15 protein-coding genes and 1 tRNA gene are annotated in these 16,963 nt (G+C 68.8%); 2 read left to right on the top strand and 14 right to left on the bottom strand.

Features of this window, described 5'->3' with window-relative positions; all coding sequences use genetic code 11:
• Positions 1-139: 139 nt before the first annotated feature.
• The 10 genes from GNX95_RS01380 to GNX95_RS01335 all read right to left on the bottom strand — a co-directional run bounded on the left by GNX95_RS01380 (position 140) and on the right by GNX95_RS01335 (position 8,171).
• Positions 140-307 carry a hypothetical protein gene (locus GNX95_RS01380; protein ID WP_163505148.1) on the bottom strand — a complete coding sequence of 56 codons (168 nt, stop codon included), beginning with the start codon at positions 305-307 and terminating at the stop codon, positions 140-142.
• Between the two features lie 1,102 nt (positions 308-1,409).
• Complete coding sequence (locus GNX95_RS01375; protein WP_163505147.1) at positions 1,410-2,378, bottom strand: tyrosine-type recombinase/integrase; 969 nt, start codon at positions 2,376-2,378, stop codon at positions 1,410-1,412.
• Between the two features lie 116 nt (positions 2,379-2,494).
• Positions 2,495-2,568 (bottom strand) — tRNA-Pro (locus tag GNX95_RS01370).
• Positions 2,569-2,664: 96 nt separating this feature from the next.
• A complete protein-coding gene (gene der / locus GNX95_RS01365) occupies positions 2,665-4,053 on the bottom strand; it encodes a ribosome biogenesis GTPase Der (RefSeq protein ID WP_163505145.1) in 1,389 nt (462 codons plus the stop codon).
• Positions 4,050-4,724, bottom strand: coding sequence for a lysophospholipid acyltransferase family protein (locus tag GNX95_RS01360; protein WP_163505143.1), 675 nt, complete (start codon positions 4,722-4,724; stop codon positions 4,050-4,052). Before GNX95_RS01360 ends, der begins: the two co-directional genes overlap by 4 nt.
• Positions 4,721-5,416: a (d)CMP kinase gene (gene cmk / locus GNX95_RS01355; RefSeq protein WP_246281480.1), complete on the bottom strand. Its 696-nt coding sequence runs from the start codon at positions 5,414-5,416 to the stop codon at positions 4,721-4,723. The genes GNX95_RS01360 and cmk overlap by 4 nt, the downstream gene beginning before the upstream one ends.
• 50 nt (positions 5,417-5,466) lie before the next feature.
• Entirely contained in the window at positions 5,467-5,829 is a 363-nt protein-coding gene (gene aroH, locus GNX95_RS01350) for a chorismate mutase (protein ID WP_163505139.1), read from the bottom strand.
• Positions 5,830-5,861: 32 nt separating this feature from the next.
• On the bottom strand, positions 5,862-6,623 hold the full coding sequence (locus GNX95_RS01345) for a pseudouridine synthase (protein ID WP_246281479.1): 762 nt from the start codon (positions 6,621-6,623) through the stop codon (positions 5,862-5,864).
• A complete protein-coding gene (gene scpB / locus GNX95_RS01340) occupies positions 6,601-7,287 on the bottom strand; it encodes an SMC-Scp complex subunit ScpB (protein WP_246281478.1) in 687 nt (228 codons plus the stop codon). The genes GNX95_RS01345 and scpB overlap by 23 nt, the downstream gene beginning before the upstream one ends.
• Positions 7,284-8,171: a segregation and condensation protein A gene (locus tag GNX95_RS01335; RefSeq protein ID WP_163505137.1), complete on the bottom strand. Its 888-nt coding sequence runs from the start codon at positions 8,169-8,171 to the stop codon at positions 7,284-7,286. The genes scpB and GNX95_RS01335 overlap by 4 nt, the downstream gene beginning before the upstream one ends.
• A gap of 185 nt (positions 8,172-8,356) precedes the next feature.
• Between GNX95_RS01335 and GNX95_RS01330 the strand changes: the two genes are divergently transcribed.
• Positions 8,357-9,001: a lysophospholipid acyltransferase family protein gene (locus GNX95_RS01330; RefSeq protein WP_163507764.1), complete on the top strand. Its 645-nt coding sequence runs from the start codon at positions 8,357-8,359 to the stop codon at positions 8,999-9,001.
• A 4-nt stretch (positions 9,002-9,005) separates the two neighbouring features.
• On the opposite strand, the gene GNX95_RS01325 is transcribed toward GNX95_RS01330, so the two are convergent.
• The 3 genes from GNX95_RS01325 to GNX95_RS01315 all read right to left on the bottom strand — a co-directional run bounded on the left by GNX95_RS01325 (position 9,006) and on the right by GNX95_RS01315 (position 11,438).
• Positions 9,006-9,368, bottom strand: coding sequence for a hypothetical protein (locus GNX95_RS01325; RefSeq protein WP_163505135.1), 363 nt, complete (start codon positions 9,366-9,368; stop codon positions 9,006-9,008).
• Complete coding sequence (locus GNX95_RS01320) at positions 9,365-10,297, bottom strand: ParA family protein (RefSeq protein ID WP_163505133.1); 933 nt, start codon at positions 10,295-10,297, stop codon at positions 9,365-9,367. Before GNX95_RS01320 ends, GNX95_RS01325 begins: the two co-directional genes overlap by 4 nt.
• 187 nt (positions 10,298-10,484) lie before the next feature.
• Positions 10,485-11,438, bottom strand: a complete 954-nt coding sequence (locus GNX95_RS01315; RefSeq protein WP_246281477.1) for a site-specific tyrosine recombinase XerD — start codon at positions 11,436-11,438, stop codon at positions 10,485-10,487.
• A gap of 121 nt (positions 11,439-11,559) precedes the next feature.
• Here GNX95_RS01315 and GNX95_RS01310 point away from each other — a divergent pair, with 121 nt between their 5' ends.
• Positions 11,560-13,188, top strand: a complete 1,629-nt coding sequence (locus GNX95_RS01310; RefSeq protein WP_163505131.1) for a tannase/feruloyl esterase family alpha/beta hydrolase — start codon at positions 11,560-11,562, stop codon at positions 13,186-13,188.
• Between the two features lie 432 nt (positions 13,189-13,620).
• Here GNX95_RS01310 and GNX95_RS01305 read toward each other — a convergent pair whose 3' ends face one another.
• Positions 13,621-16,674: an AfsR/SARP family transcriptional regulator gene (locus GNX95_RS01305; protein ID WP_163505129.1), complete on the bottom strand. Its 3,054-nt coding sequence runs from the start codon at positions 16,672-16,674 to the stop codon at positions 13,621-13,623.
• Between the last annotated feature and the right edge of the window lie 289 nt (positions 16,675-16,963).

The raw sequence follows: 16,963 nt of genomic DNA, 5'->3' as shown, positions 1-16,963 counted from the left end.
TCATGGCACTATCGGCAAGTAGGCTGGCTTGTCGGTACGGTCGACGGCTGCGACGAACTGTCGCATCTCGCGCATCGCCCTGATATGTCGCGGACAGGCCCCCCAGGTGACGGGGTTATCCGGCCCCACTTTTGGGTGATCAGAAGTTGGCGTTGAGGTCTTGCTCACGGAGGGTGGAGCTGAGCCGGCGGAGGTCGATGCGTAGGTGGTCGGCGTCGTAGCTGGCGTCGTATCCGTTGCGATCGAGGTAGGCGATGAGTGAGATGTCGAGGGTGTTGAAGTCGATGGTGATCCAGTCGGTGAGCATGTCGAGCAGGTCGGCGAGTTCTGCTGTCGTCTGTGCGCGGAGGTGTGGGAAGGGCCAGCGTGAAATGCACGCTGGCCCTTCCTGGTGTCCGCTATGCAGGCGAGGCCCTGGACGTGGTACGCGGCGGTGGTACGTATCTGGTCTCTGAGTGCGCGAGCGGTTCGTGCGCCGATATGGAGGCCAGAGCGCAGGGTGTCGGCTGATGCCGGCCGTTGATGGCGGTTCCAGTGTTCGCGATCGAGTTGGATTGCGCGTGTAAGCAACTCGGCGTCCATGACGAGGCCATCGCGGTTGCCGGCGCACCCTTTGTTGGGCGCCGCATGTCCCTCGTCACGGTCCGCGACAACCGTTGGCACGGGAGTCGGAGTTCGGACGTCCGGCAGGTTCCCAGTCCTGTCGCGGCTCATGGACGGCGCGTCGCATAGCTCCGGCTTGCAGGGTGTGGCCGGCAGCCCGGGGCCTCGCTCCCCGGGAGTCCACTTCCCCGTCACTGTTTGGTTGGTTGGCACGGTCGGCGACGCGGCCGGCGATGCGGTCGGCGATGCGGTTCTGGGTACGACCTTGGACGGGTCGGCGTGCTCTGATGGAGCCGCGGTGTGGATCGCGTACAGGGTCTGGAGTAGGCCAGGTCCGACTTCGGGCCATCCGATGAGAAGGAGCGGTCCGACCGCGTCGAAGGCGGCAGTGCCGTAGTGACCGGCCAGGATCGGGTCGGTCACGTTGAGCGCCAAGGTCACGACACAGGAGCACGTGAGCAGTACGCGTACGGGCCGTCGTTGGGCTCGGGGTGGCGCGGTGGACAGCAAGGTAGCGGCTGGCCATCAGCAGGCCCAGCACGGACAGGTCCACCGCGGGTGCTACCAGAGGCGCGATCAACGGATGGACCCCCAGCCGCTCCCCCAACGCCCACAGGTTGCCGAAACCGAAGACGAAGGTCAGACTCACCACCACCCCGGCGATGAGGGTGACGCGCTGGGGAGTCCGATCCTGGACTGGCGCCGGATGCCTGGTCTCGCGCGGTCCGGACTCAGGCGGGGCTGGAGATGAGTGCGGATTGTCCAGGTCGAGCCAAGGTGTGGCAGACGAGTGTGTAGGGCGATCGTCAGACACGTTCGCCCACTCCCATGCGTGCGTGGATTTGTTGGGCGCGTTCGGCGGCGGCGCTGGCGCCGTAATGGCGGGCCATTTCCTCCGATGTCCAGCCCATCAGCAGCATCAAGTCGCCGGTGTCGCCGCCGCCCAGTTTCCATTCGTGGGCGAAGTTGTGTCGCCACCGGTGGGCGTGAACGCCGGTGACGTTGGCCGCGAGGTGCCGCTTGCCGCGGCTGGCCAGCCACAGGTGCGAGAGGTCTGCGCCGACGCACTGGGCACGGGCGCGCAGGTAGCGGCTAAGCGCCCGGGCGGTCTTGGGACCGAACCGTACCCTGCGCTGTTTACCGCCTTTGCCGTGCAGCATGGCGGTCTCGGTGGACATGTCCAGGTCATCCACGCCGAGGTTGGCGACCTCCGACAGCCTCGCTCCAGTGTTGTAGTAGAGCCGAATGATCGCCTCATCGCGCAACTGAATGAAACGCTTCTCCCCGTTCGTGGAACTCGTGGAGCTCTGGGAGCTCTGGGAAATCCGGTGCGTTTTGCAGGTGTCCAGCACCTTGGCGGTATCCGCGTCGCCGATCACCGGCACCAGTTTCTTGTCCACCCGCGGCTGGCGCACCCGCCGCATCGGTGACGCGTCGATGTCGCCCTCGTCGAGTTCCAGCCACTTGAAGAACTGCTGCAGCGCCTTGTGCTTGTTCAGCGCGGTGGAGGCGGAGCGGGTCTGGATCATCCACGCCTGGAACGCCTCGACGTGCGCCCGGCTGACCAGCGTCGGGTCCGCCGCCGCGGCGTCGGCGTCCGGGTCCGGCGAGTACTCCTCCAAGTACCGCGCGAGTTGGGCCGCGGCGAGCAGGTAGTTATACCGGGTGGTCTCCGGATGGTTCCCGGACCGCAGGGTCCGGTCCCAGTCCCGCAGATAACTACTCCACGTAGTCGACAGGCCGGCGGTGAGCCTGTCCAAGTCCAGTAGCGGCATCTCCTAACTTCCCGAGTCAAGGGGTCTACCAGCGGCATGCTCAACCCGGGAAGATCAACTACGCGTACGAAAAAGGGGTTTCCGCATACTCTGACCTGCGGAAACCCCTTGCACCGTCGGGACGACAGGATTTGAACCTGCGACCCCTTGACCCCCAGTCAAGTGCGCTACCAAGCTGCGCCACGTCCCGGTGCCCAACCGTCCAGAGAGTCTATCGCAGCGGCGTACGTCCACCGGCGGCACCGTCACCCTTGTGCTGCCGCCACCGACCGGCGACGCTGAAGGCCTACTTCTTGCGGGAGCGCTTCTCGCGTACGCGCACCGACACACCGACGGGGCTGCCGGCGAAGCCGAAGTCCTCGCGCAGCCGCCGCTCGATGAAGCGGCGATAGCCGGCCTCCAGGAAGCCGGTCGTGAAGATGACGAACCGCGGCGGCCGGGTGCCGGCCTGCGTCGCGAACAGCACCTTCGGCTGCTTGCCGCCGCGCACCGGTGGCGGTGTCGCGGCGACCAGCTCGGACAGCCAGGAGTTGAGCCGGCCGGTCGGTACGCGCTGTTCCCAGCCTTCCAGCGCGGTGTGCAGCTGCGGCGCCAGCTTCTCGACGGCGCGGCCGGTGAGCGCGGAGATGTTGACCCGCAGGGCCCAGCGGATCCGCCGCAGCTCCCAGTCGATCTCCTTCTCCAACCGCAGCCGGCGGTCCTCGTCGAGCAGGTCCCACTTGTTGAAGGCGAGTACGCACGCGCGGCCGGCCTCGATGACCATGGTGATGATCCGCTGGTCCTGCTCGCTGATCGGCTCGGTGGCGTCGAGCAGCACGACGGCGACCTCGGCGGCTTCCAGCGCGGAGGCCGTACGCAGGCTCGCGTAGTACTCGGTGCCGGTCGCGTGCGACACGCGGCGGCGCAGGCCGGCGGTGTCGACGAAGCGCCATTGCTCGCCGCCGAGCTCGACCAGGCTGTCGACCGGGTCGACGGTCGTGCCGGCCACCGAGTCGACCACCGAGCGGGTCTCGCCGGTCAGCCGGTTGAGCAGGCTCGACTTGCCGACGTTCGGCCGGCCGACCAGCGCGACCCGGCGCGGGCCGCCGGCGGTGTCCCGCTCCGGCGGCGCCTCCGGCAACGCCTCCAGTACGGCGTCGAGCAGGTCGCCGGAGCCGCGGCCGTGCAGAGCGGACACCACGTACGGCTGGCCGAGACCGAGCGACCACAGCTCGCTCGCGTCCGCCTCGAACCGCTCGTCGTCGACCTTGTTGGCGATCAGCAGCACCGGCTTGCCGGAGCGCTGCAACACGCGCGCGACCGCGACGTCGGTGTCGATCGCACCGACGCGCGCGTCCACCACCAGGGCGACCGCGTCGGCGGTCTGCGCGGCGATCTCGGCCTGTGCGGCGATCTGCGCGGCACGGCCGGTGGCGTCCGGTTCCCAGCCGCCGGTGTCGACCACGGTGAACCGCCGGCCGTTCCACAGCGCGTCGTAGGCGACCCGGTCGCGGGTCACCCCCGGCTTGTCCTCGACCACCGCCTCGCGGCGGCCGATGATGCGGTTGACCAGCGTCGACTTGCCGACGTTGGGTCGTCCGACGACGGCCAGTACGGGTTGTGGCGCGACCTCGTCGATCCAGCCGGGCTCGTCGGCCGGCAGATCGGACAGGTCGGCCGGCTCGATCTCTGTCATGGCTGTTCCTGCAGCTCCTGTGCTGTTTCGAGATGCGTGATGAGGGCTCGGCGGATCGTCTCGGACACCTCGGCGACCCGATGCCGCGTCGCGGCGGCCGGACCGTCGACCGGTTGGAGCGGCTCGCCGAAGAACACGGTCACCGGCCGACGTGGCTTGGGCAGCTTGGCGTCCACCGGCCAGGCTTCCTGCGTGCCGGCGATGGCGACCGGCACGATCGGTACGCCGGACCGCAGCGCCAGCCAGGCGACCCCTCGTTCGAACTCGGCGAACCCGCCGCCCTGCCGGGCCCGGCCGCCTTCCGGGAAGATGCCGACCACCTGGCCGGACTGCAACGCGGTGAGCGCGGTCAGCAGGGCCGTACGGTCAGCCGTGCCGCGGCGCACCGGCACCTGGCCGAGCTGGCGCAGGGCCCAGCCGAAGACGCCGTCGAACATCTCCGCCTTGACCAGAAACGTCACCGGCCGCGGCGACACGCCGAAGAGCACCGGGCCGTCCAGGAACGACGTATGGTTGGCAGCCAGCAGCACGCCGCCGCTGGCCGGCACGTTCTCGTCGCCGGCCACCCGCAGCCGCAGGTAGCCCGGCAGGATCGCCTTGCGGCCGACCGTACGCACGGCGGCGACGAACCGCGGATGCTCGACCCCGGCTCCGTCCGCCTCCACCCTCATCGTCTGACCGGTCCGTACACCCGGAGATGCACCTCACGCAGCAGCCGGTCGACGACCTCGTCGATGCCCAGCTCGGTGCTGTCCAGGACGAGGACGCCGTGGTCGGCGGCGTCCAGGAAGCTGGTCGTACGCGCGTCGCGCTCGTCGCGGCGGCGCATCGCGCGCTGCTGCTCGGCGGCGCTGGTGCCGGTCTCGCTCCCCCGCCGCGCGGCACGAGCCGCGGCACTCGCGGTCAGCAGCACGCGTACGTCGGCGTCCGGCGCGACCACCGTGGTGATGTCGCGGCCCTCGATGACGATGCCGCCGTCGGCGGCCAGCTCGCGCTGCTGGGCGATCAGCACCGACCGTACGCCCGGAATGGCGCTGACCTCGCTGACCGCCGCGGTGACCCGCTCGGTGCGGATCTCCCGGCCGACCGGCTCGCCGTTGAGGTTGATGCCCGGCTCGGCCGGGTCGGTGCCGATGTCCAGCTTGGTGTCGGCCAGCACGCGCAGCACGCCGACCGCGTCGGACGGGTCGACCTCGGCGCGGAGAACGGCCAGCGTGACGGCGCGGTACATCGCGCCGGTGTCCAGATAGCGGGCGTGCAGCGCGGCGGCCAGCCGGCGCGAGACGGTGGATTTGCCGGAGCCTGAAGGACCGTCCACCGCGACTACTCCGGTGAACGGCGTGAAACCATCCGGTGTCGGCACGTCCCCATTGTGCCTGTCCGCCGGGTGAACCGACATTACATACGTCTCATTCATTGCGGCAGGTCCCGCCGCAGAGCGGCGGCGCCGCGCAGATAGACGTGGTGCATCTGCGCACGCGGCTTCTCCGACTCGATGTGCGCCATCAGCCGAAGCACGCGCGGCATCGAGCCCGGCACCGGGATCTCGGTCGTACACAGCAACGGCACGTCGTTGAAACCCAGCTGGCGCGCCGCGTATGCCGGAAACTCCGCGTCCAGGTCGTGGGTCGCGGTGAAGATCACGCTGATCAGGTCGTCGGTGGTCAGGTTGTTGCGGTCCATCACCGCGTTGATCAGCTCGGTCGTGCCGTCCAGGATCTGCTGCCGCTCGTTCGCATCGACCTGGATGGCACCGCGTACGGCCCGCACCGCCACCGAATCCCCCCTCGCTCGCCCTTGCGATCAGCTTAGAGATCGACAACCTTGTAAAGGTCGGCGACCTCGTGCGAGGTGAGGCGGCGCACGGTGCCGGGACGCTGGTGGCCGAGCCTGATCGGACCGAACCGCGTGCGGACCAGCCGGCTGACCGGATGGCCGACCTCGGCGAGCAGGCGTTTCACGATGTGCTTGCGGCCCTCGTGCAGCACCAGCTCCAGCACCGCGCGCTGGCCGAGCGTGTCGCTGATCCGCACCTTGTGGACCTTGACCGGGCCGTCCTCCAGCTCCACGCCGGCCAACAGGCGGCGCAGCACGGCCGGCTTGACCGGACCGGGGACCTCGGCCATGTAGGTCTTGTCCACCTCGTACGACGGATGGGTCAGCCGGTGCGCAAGCTCGCCGTCGTTCATCATCAGCAGCAGGCCCTCGCTGTCGACGTCCAGGCGGCCGACGTGGAACAGCCGCTCGGAGCGCTCGGCGACGTAGTCGTACACGGTAGGCCGTGCCCTACCAAATTTGCTCTGCTCGTCGGACATGGTGGAGAGCACGCCGCGCGGCTTGTTGAGCGCGAGGTGGACGACCTTGTCGTCGAGCATCACCCGCTTGCCGTCGACGTGGATGACGGCCGTACGCGGGTCGACGCGCGTACCGAGCCGGCTGACGACCTTGCCGTCGACCTTCACCCGGCCGTCGGCGATCAGCTCCTCGCAGGCGCGGCGTGAGCCGACACCGGCGCCGGCGAGCACCTTCTGCAGGCGTTCACCCTCATCAGGCAGTTGCGGAGTCGGCACCCAACACCTCGTCGAGATCGGCCATGTCCGGCAGCAGCGGCGCCAGCGGCGGCAGCTCGGCCAGACTGTTCAGGCCCAGTTTTTCCAGGAAGAGCGGGGTGGTGACGTACAGGTGAGCACCGGTCTCCGGCTCCTCACCGTTCTCCTCGACCAACCCGCGCGCCACCAGCGTACGCATGACGCTGTCGACGCCGACACCGCGGATGGCCGAGATCTTGGACCGGGTCACCGGCTGCTTGTACGCGACCACCGCCAGCGTCTCCAGCGACGCCTGCGTGAGCCTGGCCTGCTGGCCGTCGGAGACGAAGCGCTCCACGTACGGCGCGAACTCCTCGCGCGTGTAGAGCCGCCAGCCGCCGGCGGCGCGGCGCAGGTCGAAGCCGCGGCCCTCGTCGGTGTATTCGGCCGCCAGCTCGGCCAGCGCGGTGGCGACCTCCTCGGTCGGATGTTCGACGATCTGCGCCAGGGTCAGCTCGGTGACCGGCTCGTCGACGACCAGCAGCACGGCCTCCAGCGCCGGCTTGAGCGGCAGGCCCGGCGCCGAGACCATGACCTCCTCGGCTGACTCCTCGCCTTCCTCCGTCGCGTTTTCGACCTCGGCGCTCTCCGCCGTGTCCGGCGCGGCGTCGCCCTCGGAAGGGTGGTGGTCGGCAGGCTGACTCACGTGTGCTGTTCCTCCGGTTCGGACGTGCTGTCCTGCGGTTTCTCCTCGGCGGGCGTGCCGGCGTACTCGTCAACCTGTACGTCCACGTCGCCGTCGCCGGCGGTCCACCGTACGTTGAGCTCGCCGAGCGCCTGCACCTGCTCGAACGCCACCGCGCCTTCGCGATAGAGCTCCAACAGCGCGAGGAACCGCGCGATGACCTCCAGCGTGGTCTCGCAGTCGGCACACAGCGCGCGGAAGGTGGAGTTGCCGTGCCGGCGCAGCCGGTCGGACACGATGGCGGCGTGCTCTCGTACGCTCACGCGCACGGCGTGGATGTGCTCGGTCGACACCGTCGGCCGTGGCTTGGGGCTCAGCGCCTTCGCGGCCAGCAGCGCCAGCTGGTCGGCGCCGATCGCCAGCAGCACCTCCGGCATCATCTCGGCGAACCGCGGCTCCAGCCGTACGGCCCGGCCCCACCGCTTCTGCGCCGCCGCCTCGAGCTGAGCGAAGTGCGCGGCGACCTCCTTGTAGGCCTTGTATTGCAGCAGCCGCGCGAAAAGCAGGTCGCGCGCCTCCAGCAGCGCGAGATCCTCCTCGTCCTCAACGTCGGCGGCCGGCAGCAGCCGCGCGGCCTTCAGGTCGAGCAGCGTCGCCGCGATCACCAGGAACTCGGTGGCCTCCTCCAGCTGCCAGGCCTCGCCGAGCGCGCGGATGTGCGCGATGAACTCGTCGGTCACCTTCGACAGCGCCACCTCGGTGACGTCGAGCTGGTGCTTGCCGATCAGCTGCAGCAGCAGGTCGAAGGGGCCGGTGAAGTTCTCCAGATGCACCTGGAAACCCGGCGCCTCGGCAGAGCTCACCGGTTCTTCGGCGAGCTCGGCGGGAGGCGTGCTGCTGGACATCCCTACGACGGTAGCGCAGCGCGTACGAACCGCGGGTGAGCAGACCGCCACTTTCGTCACTTCCGCCGACACGCGGACCTTACTTGGCGGTACGGTCGTACTGCCGCCGCAACCTGTCCTGGGAGGATCCGCTGCGCGCCACCGATCTCGTGTTCCCGGCGCTTCGCTACAGCCTGGGTGTCTCGATGCACGCCGCGTTCCGGCCGCGCGTCGAGGGCCGGGAGAACATCCCCACCTCCGGGGCCGCCATCATCGCCAGCAACCACCTGGCCTTCCTCGACTCGTTCTTCCTGCCGCTGGTCGCGCCGCGGCCGATCCACTTCCTGGCCAAGATGGAATACTTCACCGGCACCGGCCTCAAAGGCCGCGCGATGGCCGGATTTTTCACCGGTGTCGGCGCGATCGGCGTCGATCGCGCCGGCGGACGCGCCGCGGTGGCAGCGCTCAACGCCGGCCTGGACGTACTGAAATCCGGCGAACTTTTCGGCATCTATCCGGAAGGCACCCGGTCGCCGGACGGCCGGCTCTACAAAGGACGGACCGGCGTCGCGCACCTGGCGCTGCAGACCGGCGCGCCGGTCATCCCGGCGTGCGTCATCGACACCAACAAGGTGCAGCCCGACCGCGACAAGCCGCTGCGGATCAGGCCGGTACGGGTGACGATCCGGTTCGGCGAGCCGCTGGACTTCAAGAAATACGCCGACATGCCCAACAACCGACACGTCGTACGCGCGGTCACCGACGAGGTGGTCGACGCCATCCGGCAGCTGTCCGGCCAGGAGTACGTCGACCGCTACGCCAGCCAGCCGGCCCCGCTCCAGAAACGCTGATCTTTTAGGCGTCGTCGTCCAGCAGGCGCTGGACGAGCGGCGAGTTGGCGCCGTATTCGTCCAGCGAGGTCAGCGCCAGCGCGATCGCCTGCCGTACGATCCGGCCGCGGTCGACCGCCAGGCCGTGCTCACGCCGCAGCGTCAACCGCGCCGACTCCAGCGACAGCAGCTCCTCGGCCGACACGTAGACGGTGATCTTCTCGTCGTGCCGCTGCCGGCCGCTGCCCTTGCGGGCCTGCCGGCGGTTGGGCAGGGTCGCCACGTTGTCCGGCTGCTTGTCCGGCTGCACGGCCTCGGCGGCCGCCGCCCCGTGCTGCGTACTCCGGAATAACTCCGCCGCTCCGGGCAGGTGGGTCCGCCGGCTCATCGCGCGATCACCTCGCGCGCGAGCGCGCGATAGGCCTTGGCGCCGGCCGAGTTCGGCGCGAACGAGGTGATCGGCTCGCCGGCCACCGTGGTCTCCGGGAACCGCACTGTTCTCGAGATCACTGTGTCGTACACCTTCTCTCCAAAAGCTTCGACGACGCGACCCAGCACCTGGCGCGCGTGCACCGTGCGAGCGTCGTACATAGTGGCCAGAATCCCGTCCAGCTCCAGCTGGGGGTTGAGCCGGTCCTTCACCTTCTCGATGGTGTCGATGAGCAGCGCGACACCGCGCAGGCTGAAGAACTCGCACTCCAGGGGTACGACGACGCCGTGCGCCGCCGTCAGGGCGTTGATGGTGAGCAGGCCGAGCGACGGCTGGCAGTCGATCAGGATGTAGTCGTAGTCCTCGACGGCCGTACGCAGCACGCGCGCGAGCGTCATTTCGCGGGCGACCTCACCGACCAGCTGCACCTCGCCGGCGGACAGGTCGATGTTGCTGGGGACCAGGTCGAGGCTGTCGACGTTCGTCTTGATCTTGACGTCGTTGACGCCGATCTCGCGCTGCATCAGCAGGTTGTAGACGGTGAGCTCCAGCTCGTGCGTGCTCACGCCGAGACCCACCGACAGCGCACCCTGCGGGTCGAAGTCCACCAGCAGGACGCGCCGGCCGTACTCGGCCAGGGCCGCGCCGAGGTTGATGGTCGTCGTGGTCTTGCCGACGCCGCCCTTCTGGTTGCACATCGCGATGATCCGCGCCGGACCGTGCCGGACCAGCGGTGGCGGGTCGGGGATCAGCCGCACCGGCCGGCCGGTCGGCCCGACCTTGGGGCCGCGCCCGGACGGCGCCGGCACCTCCTCCTCGTCCGAGTCATCCGGTCGCTGCGGAGGCTCGAACCCGATGGAGGGGTCGGAGATAGCTTGTCTCGACATGGACCCGCCGTCCTTCTCCAGACGCGTCGACTGTGGCGGCCACCGCGGCGAGAACTCGGGGAAGTCTGCGGCGACATGTCGACTCTAAGGCCGCCGGGGCCGCCGGCCCGGGATGGGTGGCGGCGTGTCGGCAACCGCTTTCGAACATGTGGACGGATAATCGGACTTGCGGTCGAAAAGGCCCTAATTATCCCGATAAGTCGCGGGCGCGGGGATGCGAAGTGGCGTACACCTCACGCAGCCGCTCGACGGTGATCAGCGTGTAGACCTGTGTGGTCGTCACCGACGCGTGGCCCAGCAGTTCCTGCACGACCCGTACGTCCGCACCGCCGTCGAGCAGGTGCGTCGCGAACGAGTGTCGCAACGTGTGCGGCGAGACCGCGACCTCCAGCTTTGCCTTCTCCGCGGCCGCGCGCAGGATCGACCAGGCACTCTGCCGCGACAGCGGACCGCCACGACCGTTGAGAAACAGCCGCGGGGTGCCGCGGCCGGCCTGTGCCAGCGCCGGCCGCGCGCGTACGAGATAGTCGTCGATCGCACGCAGCGCGTACGACCCCACCGGCACGATTCGCGTCTTGCCGCCTTTGCCGTGCAGCACCACCGAGCCGACCGTGCCACCGTCGCCGTCCGGCTCGACCGCGAGGTCGTCGACGTCCAGCCCCACCGCCTCGGAGATCCGCGCGCCGGTGCCATAGAGCACCTCCAGCAGCGCCCGGTCGCGGATCGACCGTGCGGTGTCGCCGCTGCCCGCGGCGGCCAGCAGCCGCTCCACGTCCTCCAGCGGGATCGCCTTCGGCAGCCGGCGCGGCGGAGCCGGCGGATGTACGTCGCGTGCCGGGTCGTCGCGTGTGACGCCCTCGCGATGCGCGAACCGGTGCAGGCCACGCACCGCGATGACCGCCCGCGCCGCCGACGCCTGCGACAGCGGCGGATGGTCGTCGTCGCCTTCTCGCAGGCTGGCCAGGAAGTCGCTGACGTGCGCGCCGCTGACCTCGGTCAACGACGTGACACCGGCGTGGTCCAGAGCGGTCAGATAGCGGGCCAGGTCGCGCCGGTACGAGCTGAGCGTGTTGGCCGCCAGGCCGCGCTCGACCGCCAGGTGGTCGAGGTAACCACGTACGGCCCGCTCCGCCTCCGACACCGGGATGCACTCCTTCAGACTTGGCCGGCAGCATAGCGACGGCCGCCGGTACTCAAGAAAAGTGTCAGCCGCCAGGCATATGGTGTGAGCCGGTCCATCCACTCGGCGCGGGGAGGCAACGGTGCGGATCTGGCGGCAGGTGTTGGCGGTGACTGTCGGGGCGCTGACCGTCGCCGCGCTCGGCGTGGCGAGCCCGTTACCAGCGGCGGCCAGCGGAAAGGCGCTGCCGGTGGTGCCGGCGAAGGTCACCTGCGCGGCGATGAAAAACGTCGACTTCAGCAGGATTCCCGGCGCGCCGACCAGGATCTCGGCGGCCGTCGTGGCCAACCGGGGTTACGAGTTCTGCGATGTCAAAGGCGTGATCGCGCCGAAGATCAACTTCGAGATCCAGCTGCCGACCACGACCTGGACGCAGCGCTATCTGCAGGCCGGCTGCGGCGGTTTCTGCGGCTCGGTCGGCATCGGCGTCGCAGCCGCCGACGGTTGCGCGCCGCTCAACAACGGCGAGTTCGTGACCGCCAGCGACGACACCGGCCACACCGGTGCCACCGGCACCGACGGCCGCTGGGCCAAGGACGATCCGCTGGCGCGCATCGACTTCGGCTTCCGCTCCGAGCACGTGATGTCGGTGGTGGCCAAGCGTGTCATCAAGGCCTTCTATGGTCAGCCGCCGGCGTACTCGTACTTCGACAGCTGCTCCAACGGCGGCCGGCAGGCGCTGATGGAGGCGCAGCGCTTCCCCACCGACTTCGACGGCATCATCGCCGGCGCGCCGGCCAACATCTGGGCTCCGCTGGTCGGCCAGGCGGCGCCATACGTCGCACTGGCCAACCGTGACGCCGCCGGCAAGCCGATCATCGGCCTGGACAAGCTCGCGCCGCTGCACAAGGCGGTGCTGGCCGCCTGCGACGCGTACGACGGACTGGTCGACGGCCAGATCAGCGACCCGCGCAGCTGCCATTTCGACCCGGCCACGGTCGCGTGTCCGGCCGGCGTCGACAAGCCGACCTGCCTGACGCCGGCGCAGGTCGACACCGTCCGCAAATTCTACGGCGGCGTACGCGACCGGCACGGCGTACGGCTCTATCCCGGCGCGCTGGAGCCGGGCTCGGAGCTGGCCTGGGCCGCCTGGGAGATCCCGGTGCCCGGCGTCGATCCGCCGCTGGCCTACCAGTTCGGCGAAAACTACCTGAAATACATGGCCTACCCGAAGAACCCGCCGGATTCCTTCACGCTCAACGACACCAGCTTCGACGCGCGCACGTTCAACGCGCAGCGGCTGATGGATCGGGTCTATGGTGCGGAAAACCCGGACCTGTCGGCCTTCCGCAACGCCGGCGGCAAGCTGATCCTGTGGCACGGCTGGGCCGACACCGCGATCCCGCCGCGCGGCACACTGGCCTATCGACAGGCGATGGAGGACCGGATGGGTAGCTATGACGCCGTCCAGAAGTTCTCCCGGCTGTTCATGTTGCCGCAGGTCGCGCACTGCGGCGGCGGCGACGCACCGGACGCGGTCGACCTGCTCGACCCGATGCTGGCCTGGGTCGAGACCGGCGTGGCGCCATCGCAGATCACCGCGACGCTTCGCAACGGCTCGACGGTCGTACGCACGCGGCCGATCTACAACTATCCGGTCGCCGCGCAATACAACGGCACCGGCGACATCAACGACGCGGCCAACTTCCACCCCGTGCCACCAAAGAAACGGCCAAACGACCACATCGCCTGGATGGGTTCCTTCCACTAGATGGTCTATTCCAAGGGCTGGGGTAGCTTGCGTTCCTGACTTGGTGCCCGATAGTTGGACGCCGTCGCGGTCGAGGAAAGCTCGAACCAGGGTCAACGAACAAGCCAACCCACATGAGTCACAACAGCATTGCCCGCCTCAACAGTCGCACCAGTCACAGCGAGCGGCGGTCAGGTGGGAGTGAAGGCCGTTTTTCTTGCGTCCAGCGCTAGTAAATCGGCCTTCGCGCCAACCATGAACACCGCAAGACGGGCATTTAGCGTTACAGGTCCTTATTGGTCCCACATGGTGGTTTGTCTCGCCACCTGCCAGGATGCCACGGCCTGTCCGAGTTGATCATGGGACTGTCACGCACTTGACGTACGCGAAACAACACACGCCCTCCTGACGACCCGGCGGGTGCAACCCTTGGAATAGATCATCTGGTGTCCACTAGGACGTGCGGACGTGGGCGCTGGCGACCTTGTCGTCGCCGAGCCGGATTGCCAGCTCACGCGCTTCAGCGGCGTCCACCGTCTGGAAAAGGCGGTGGGCTCGGCGCCAGGCCGCCCGCGCGCCGGACGCATCTCCGCGGTCGGCGGCGAGATCACCGAGTGCGGTGATCGTCCTCGCCTGTTGGAAAGGCAGGTCGAGCCGTTCGTAGAGATGCAGCGCCTGACCGAAGTACGCCGCCGCGGCATCGCGCCGTCCATCCTGATGAGCGATCCGGCCGAGACCATCCATGGCCGCGGCTGTGCCGCCACTCTCGTCAGCTTGCGGGAGGACCGTCAGAGACCGAGCGATCAGGGCCGACGCCAGGTCGACGTCGCCTCGCTGTGCGAGAAAGGCCGCGCGTACGCGTAGTGCCAAAGCCTCGTCCCGCGGGCAGGCTGATGCTCTGAAGAGCTCACCAGCCCGAGACAGCGCGGCTTCGGCCGCGGCGGGCTCGTCCTGCGCGTCATAAAGCACGCCGAGGCTGAACAACACACAAGCCTGTCCGTACTGGATGCTCAGCCTCCGAAAGATCCCCAACGCACGTTCGAGATATGCCAGTGCGTCGCCGAGCTGTCCCATGTGTCGACAGGCAATACCGAGGCCCTGCAGTGTAAAAGCCTCGCCACTGGTGTCGGCGCACTGGCTGAAGACGGATCGCGCCTCGGTCAACCGGATCACCGCGTCGTCATCGCGGCCCCGGAACAGTTGCACGGTGCCGAGGCCGAGGTCGGCGTACGCGAGCCCACGGGTCTCGCCGATCGCGATGAAGATCCGCCGCGCCTCACCGAAATGTGCGTACGCGTCGCGGAAACGCTCGCGATAGAACGCCAACGCACCCAGTCCCTGGTGCAGGATCGCCTGACTGCGATCCGCCGCGGCCCGGCGGGCCGCGGCCAGGGCCAGCTCATGGGTGTGCCGCCACAGGTCGTAATGGCCGTGCAGGTCGAACAGCGTCGCCAGCACGCTCGCCGTCTCCCCTGCCAGTGTCGTCATGTCCAGCGCCAGTGCCTGCTCGACCACGCCGACCAGTGCGTCCCGCTCCGCCTCCAGCCACGCCACCGGATCGGCCAGCAGCCGACTGAGTCTGCCCGCGTCCACCCGCGGGTCGTATGCGCTCGTCACCCGGACCTTGAGGAATCGGCTCGGCAGGCTCTGTTCCGCTCGCGAGGCCAGGGCCAGCCAGGCTTCGAACACTCGCCGCAGCGCCGCGATCCGGTCCGCCGGCGTGTCACATTCGACCGCGCGTTCGCGTGCGAACACCCGCAGCAGGTCGTGAAAACGATAGCGGCTCTGCCCTGCCTGATCGACGCCACAGGTCTCCAGCAGGTGCACGTCGGCGAGGCTGTCGACGATCTCCTCCGCTTCCGGCACCGGAACGTCCAGTAGCGCAGCGGCGACCCAGCCGGGAAAGTCCGGCACGTCGATCAGCCCGAGCAGGCGGAACGCTCGCCGTTGGGCCTCGTCGAGAGCTTCGTAACTCCAGGTGAAACTGGCCCGTGCGTCCAGATCGTCGATGCGCAGCTCGTTGAGCCGGTCGTCCTCCCTCGCCAGGCGTTCGGCCAGCCGACCCACGGTCCAATGGGCCCGACGTGCCAGCCGGGACGCGGCGATGCGCAGCGCCAGCGGCAGGTTGCCGCAATAGCCGGCCAGCGCTCGCGCCGCGTCCGCCTCCGCGGCCACCCGCGCAGGACCGGCGATCGACGCCAGCAGCAGCACGGCATGGTCGGCGTCCAGCACGTCGAGGTTCACCGTGTGCGCATCGGCCATTTCGACCAGCTCGACCCTGCTCGTGATGAGCACGGCCGACCGGGCCGAGCCGGGCAACAGCGGCCGGACCTGCGCCATGCTCACGGCGTCGTCCAGCACGATCAGCACTTTCCGCGCGGCCAGCTCGGATCGGTACATCGCCGCACGGGCATCCAGGTTCTCCGGGACCGCGTCCGGGTGGACCGCCAGGCTGGTGAGGAACTCGGCGAGGACGGTCGAGGACTCCCGCGGTGTCGACCCCGCGCCACCCAGCCTGACGTACAACTGCCCGCCGTCGAAGTGGTCGGTCAGCTCGCGGGCCAGCCGTACGGCCAGTGCCGTCTTTCCGACTCCGGCCTTGCCGACGATCGCCACCACCGCGCCGGACTTCGGCTGCCGTCGCGTCAGCAGACGCCGCAACTGTGCCGCTTCTGCCTCCCGACCGGTGAAATGTTCGACGTCGGGTGGCAGCTGCATTGGCCGCGCCGGACCGCGCGTGTCGTCCGGACGGCTGCCTGACCTCCTCCCGGAAAGGATCTCCTGATGGAGTTTCTGGATCTGGTCGCACGGCTCGACGCCGAGTTCGGCAGCGAGTACGCGCCGCAGCGCGCGATAGGTCTCCAAAGCCCCAGCGCCGCTCCCGGCCCGGTGCTGCGCGAGCATCAGCCGCCACCACAGACCTTCACGCAACGGCAGCTGCCGTACGAGCGCACCCAGTTCGGTGATGAGGTCGCCGTACTGACCGGTGGCAAGCCGAGCGTCGGCGTAGTCCTCACGCGCCACCGCGGTCATTTCCTCCAGCCCCGCCGCCTCGTCCTCCAGCCATCCGGCCAGTGGCACGTCCTCCAGCGGACGGCCGCGCCAGAGCGACCATGCCTGTCGCCAACGGGACACCGCCGCCGCGGCATCACCCGAGAGCAGGGCCGCCCGTGCCTGGTTGGCCTGGAGCTGGAAGACCTGGCTGTCCAGTTCGCCGGGCTCGACGAGCAACTGATAGGCGCCGCTGGCGGTGACCAGCCGACCGGACAGGCCGATGTCGGCGAGAGCGGTCCGCAGCCTGTTCACGTACGTGTGCACGTTGGCGACGGCCGAAGCCGGGGGTCGCGCACCCCAGATGGCGTCGATGATGGCGGCGATGCTCACCGGCTGTTCGGCGCGTACGAGCAACGCGGCGAGCAGCGCGCGCTGCCTGGAACCGGTCAGCTTCAACGTCTGGCCGGCGTTCGTGACCCACGATGTTCCCAGAATCCGGAACATCGTCGTCATGGAGCTGCCGTGTCCGTACGACCGTCATCGGTCAAAGCCCGGCCGGCCGAAAACACAAAAATCACGGGAGGTGGCCCCTTCGGCTCCAGCTCTCGCGCCTTCACACAGCGCCGAGTCACCCGCCCGGGACGAGACTTTAGCAGTATTTCCCGGATCTCAGTATCCCCGTACGATGATCCGGCAATTGGCGCAAACGCGCGCGTAGCACCACTTGTAGGTGCGGTGTAGGACGGCCCGATAAATTGCCTCCCGGCCACGGCAACCCCCGATGATTTCGTCACTGGAGGGG

Origin of the sequence: Fodinicola acaciae, assembly GCF_010993745.1 — a bacterium.
In the GTDB taxonomy this organism is placed as follows: Bacteria; Actinomycetota; Actinomycetes; order Mycobacteriales; family HKI-0501; genus Fodinicola; species Fodinicola acaciae.
Note: the sequence above shows the minus strand (reverse complement) of the source record. Positions and strands in the feature narration are given on the sequence as shown.

What these genes read in the sequence shown, in the direction of transcription:
- GNX95_RS01330 (WP_163507764.1), top strand. Translation starts at nt 8,357, where the DNA reads ATGCACGCCGCGTTCCGGCCGCGCGTCGAGGGCCGGGAGAACATCCCC.
- GNX95_RS01375 (WP_163505147.1), bottom strand. Translation starts at nt 2,378, where the DNA reads ATGCCGCTACTGGACTTGGACAGGCTCACCGCCGGCCTGTCGACTACG.
- GNX95_RS01360 (WP_163505143.1), bottom strand. Translation starts at nt 4,724, where the DNA reads ATGAGGGTGGAGGCGGACGGAGCCGGGGTCGAGCATCCGCGGTTCGTC.
- GNX95_RS01335 (WP_163505137.1), bottom strand. Translation starts at nt 8,171, where the DNA reads ATGTCCAGCAGCACGCCTCCCGCCGAGCTCGCCGAAGAACCGGTGAGC.
- GNX95_RS01325 (WP_163505135.1), bottom strand. Translation starts at nt 9,368, where the DNA reads ATGAGCCGGCGGACCCACCTGCCCGGAGCGGCGGAGTTATTCCGGAGT.
- GNX95_RS01380 (WP_163505148.1), bottom strand. Translation starts at nt 307, where the DNA reads ATGCTCACCGACTGGATCACCATCGACTTCAACACCCTCGACATCTCA.
- der (WP_163505145.1), bottom strand. Translation starts at nt 4,053, where the DNA reads ATGACAGAGATCGAGCCGGCCGACCTGTCCGATCTGCCGGCCGACGAG.
- GNX95_RS01320 (WP_163505133.1), bottom strand. Translation starts at nt 10,297, where the DNA reads ATGTCGAGACAAGCTATCTCCGACCCCTCCATCGGGTTCGAGCCTCCG.
- GNX95_RS01305 (WP_163505129.1), bottom strand. Translation starts at nt 16,674, where the DNA reads ATGACGACGATGTTCCGGATTCTGGGAACATCGTGGGTCACGAACGCC.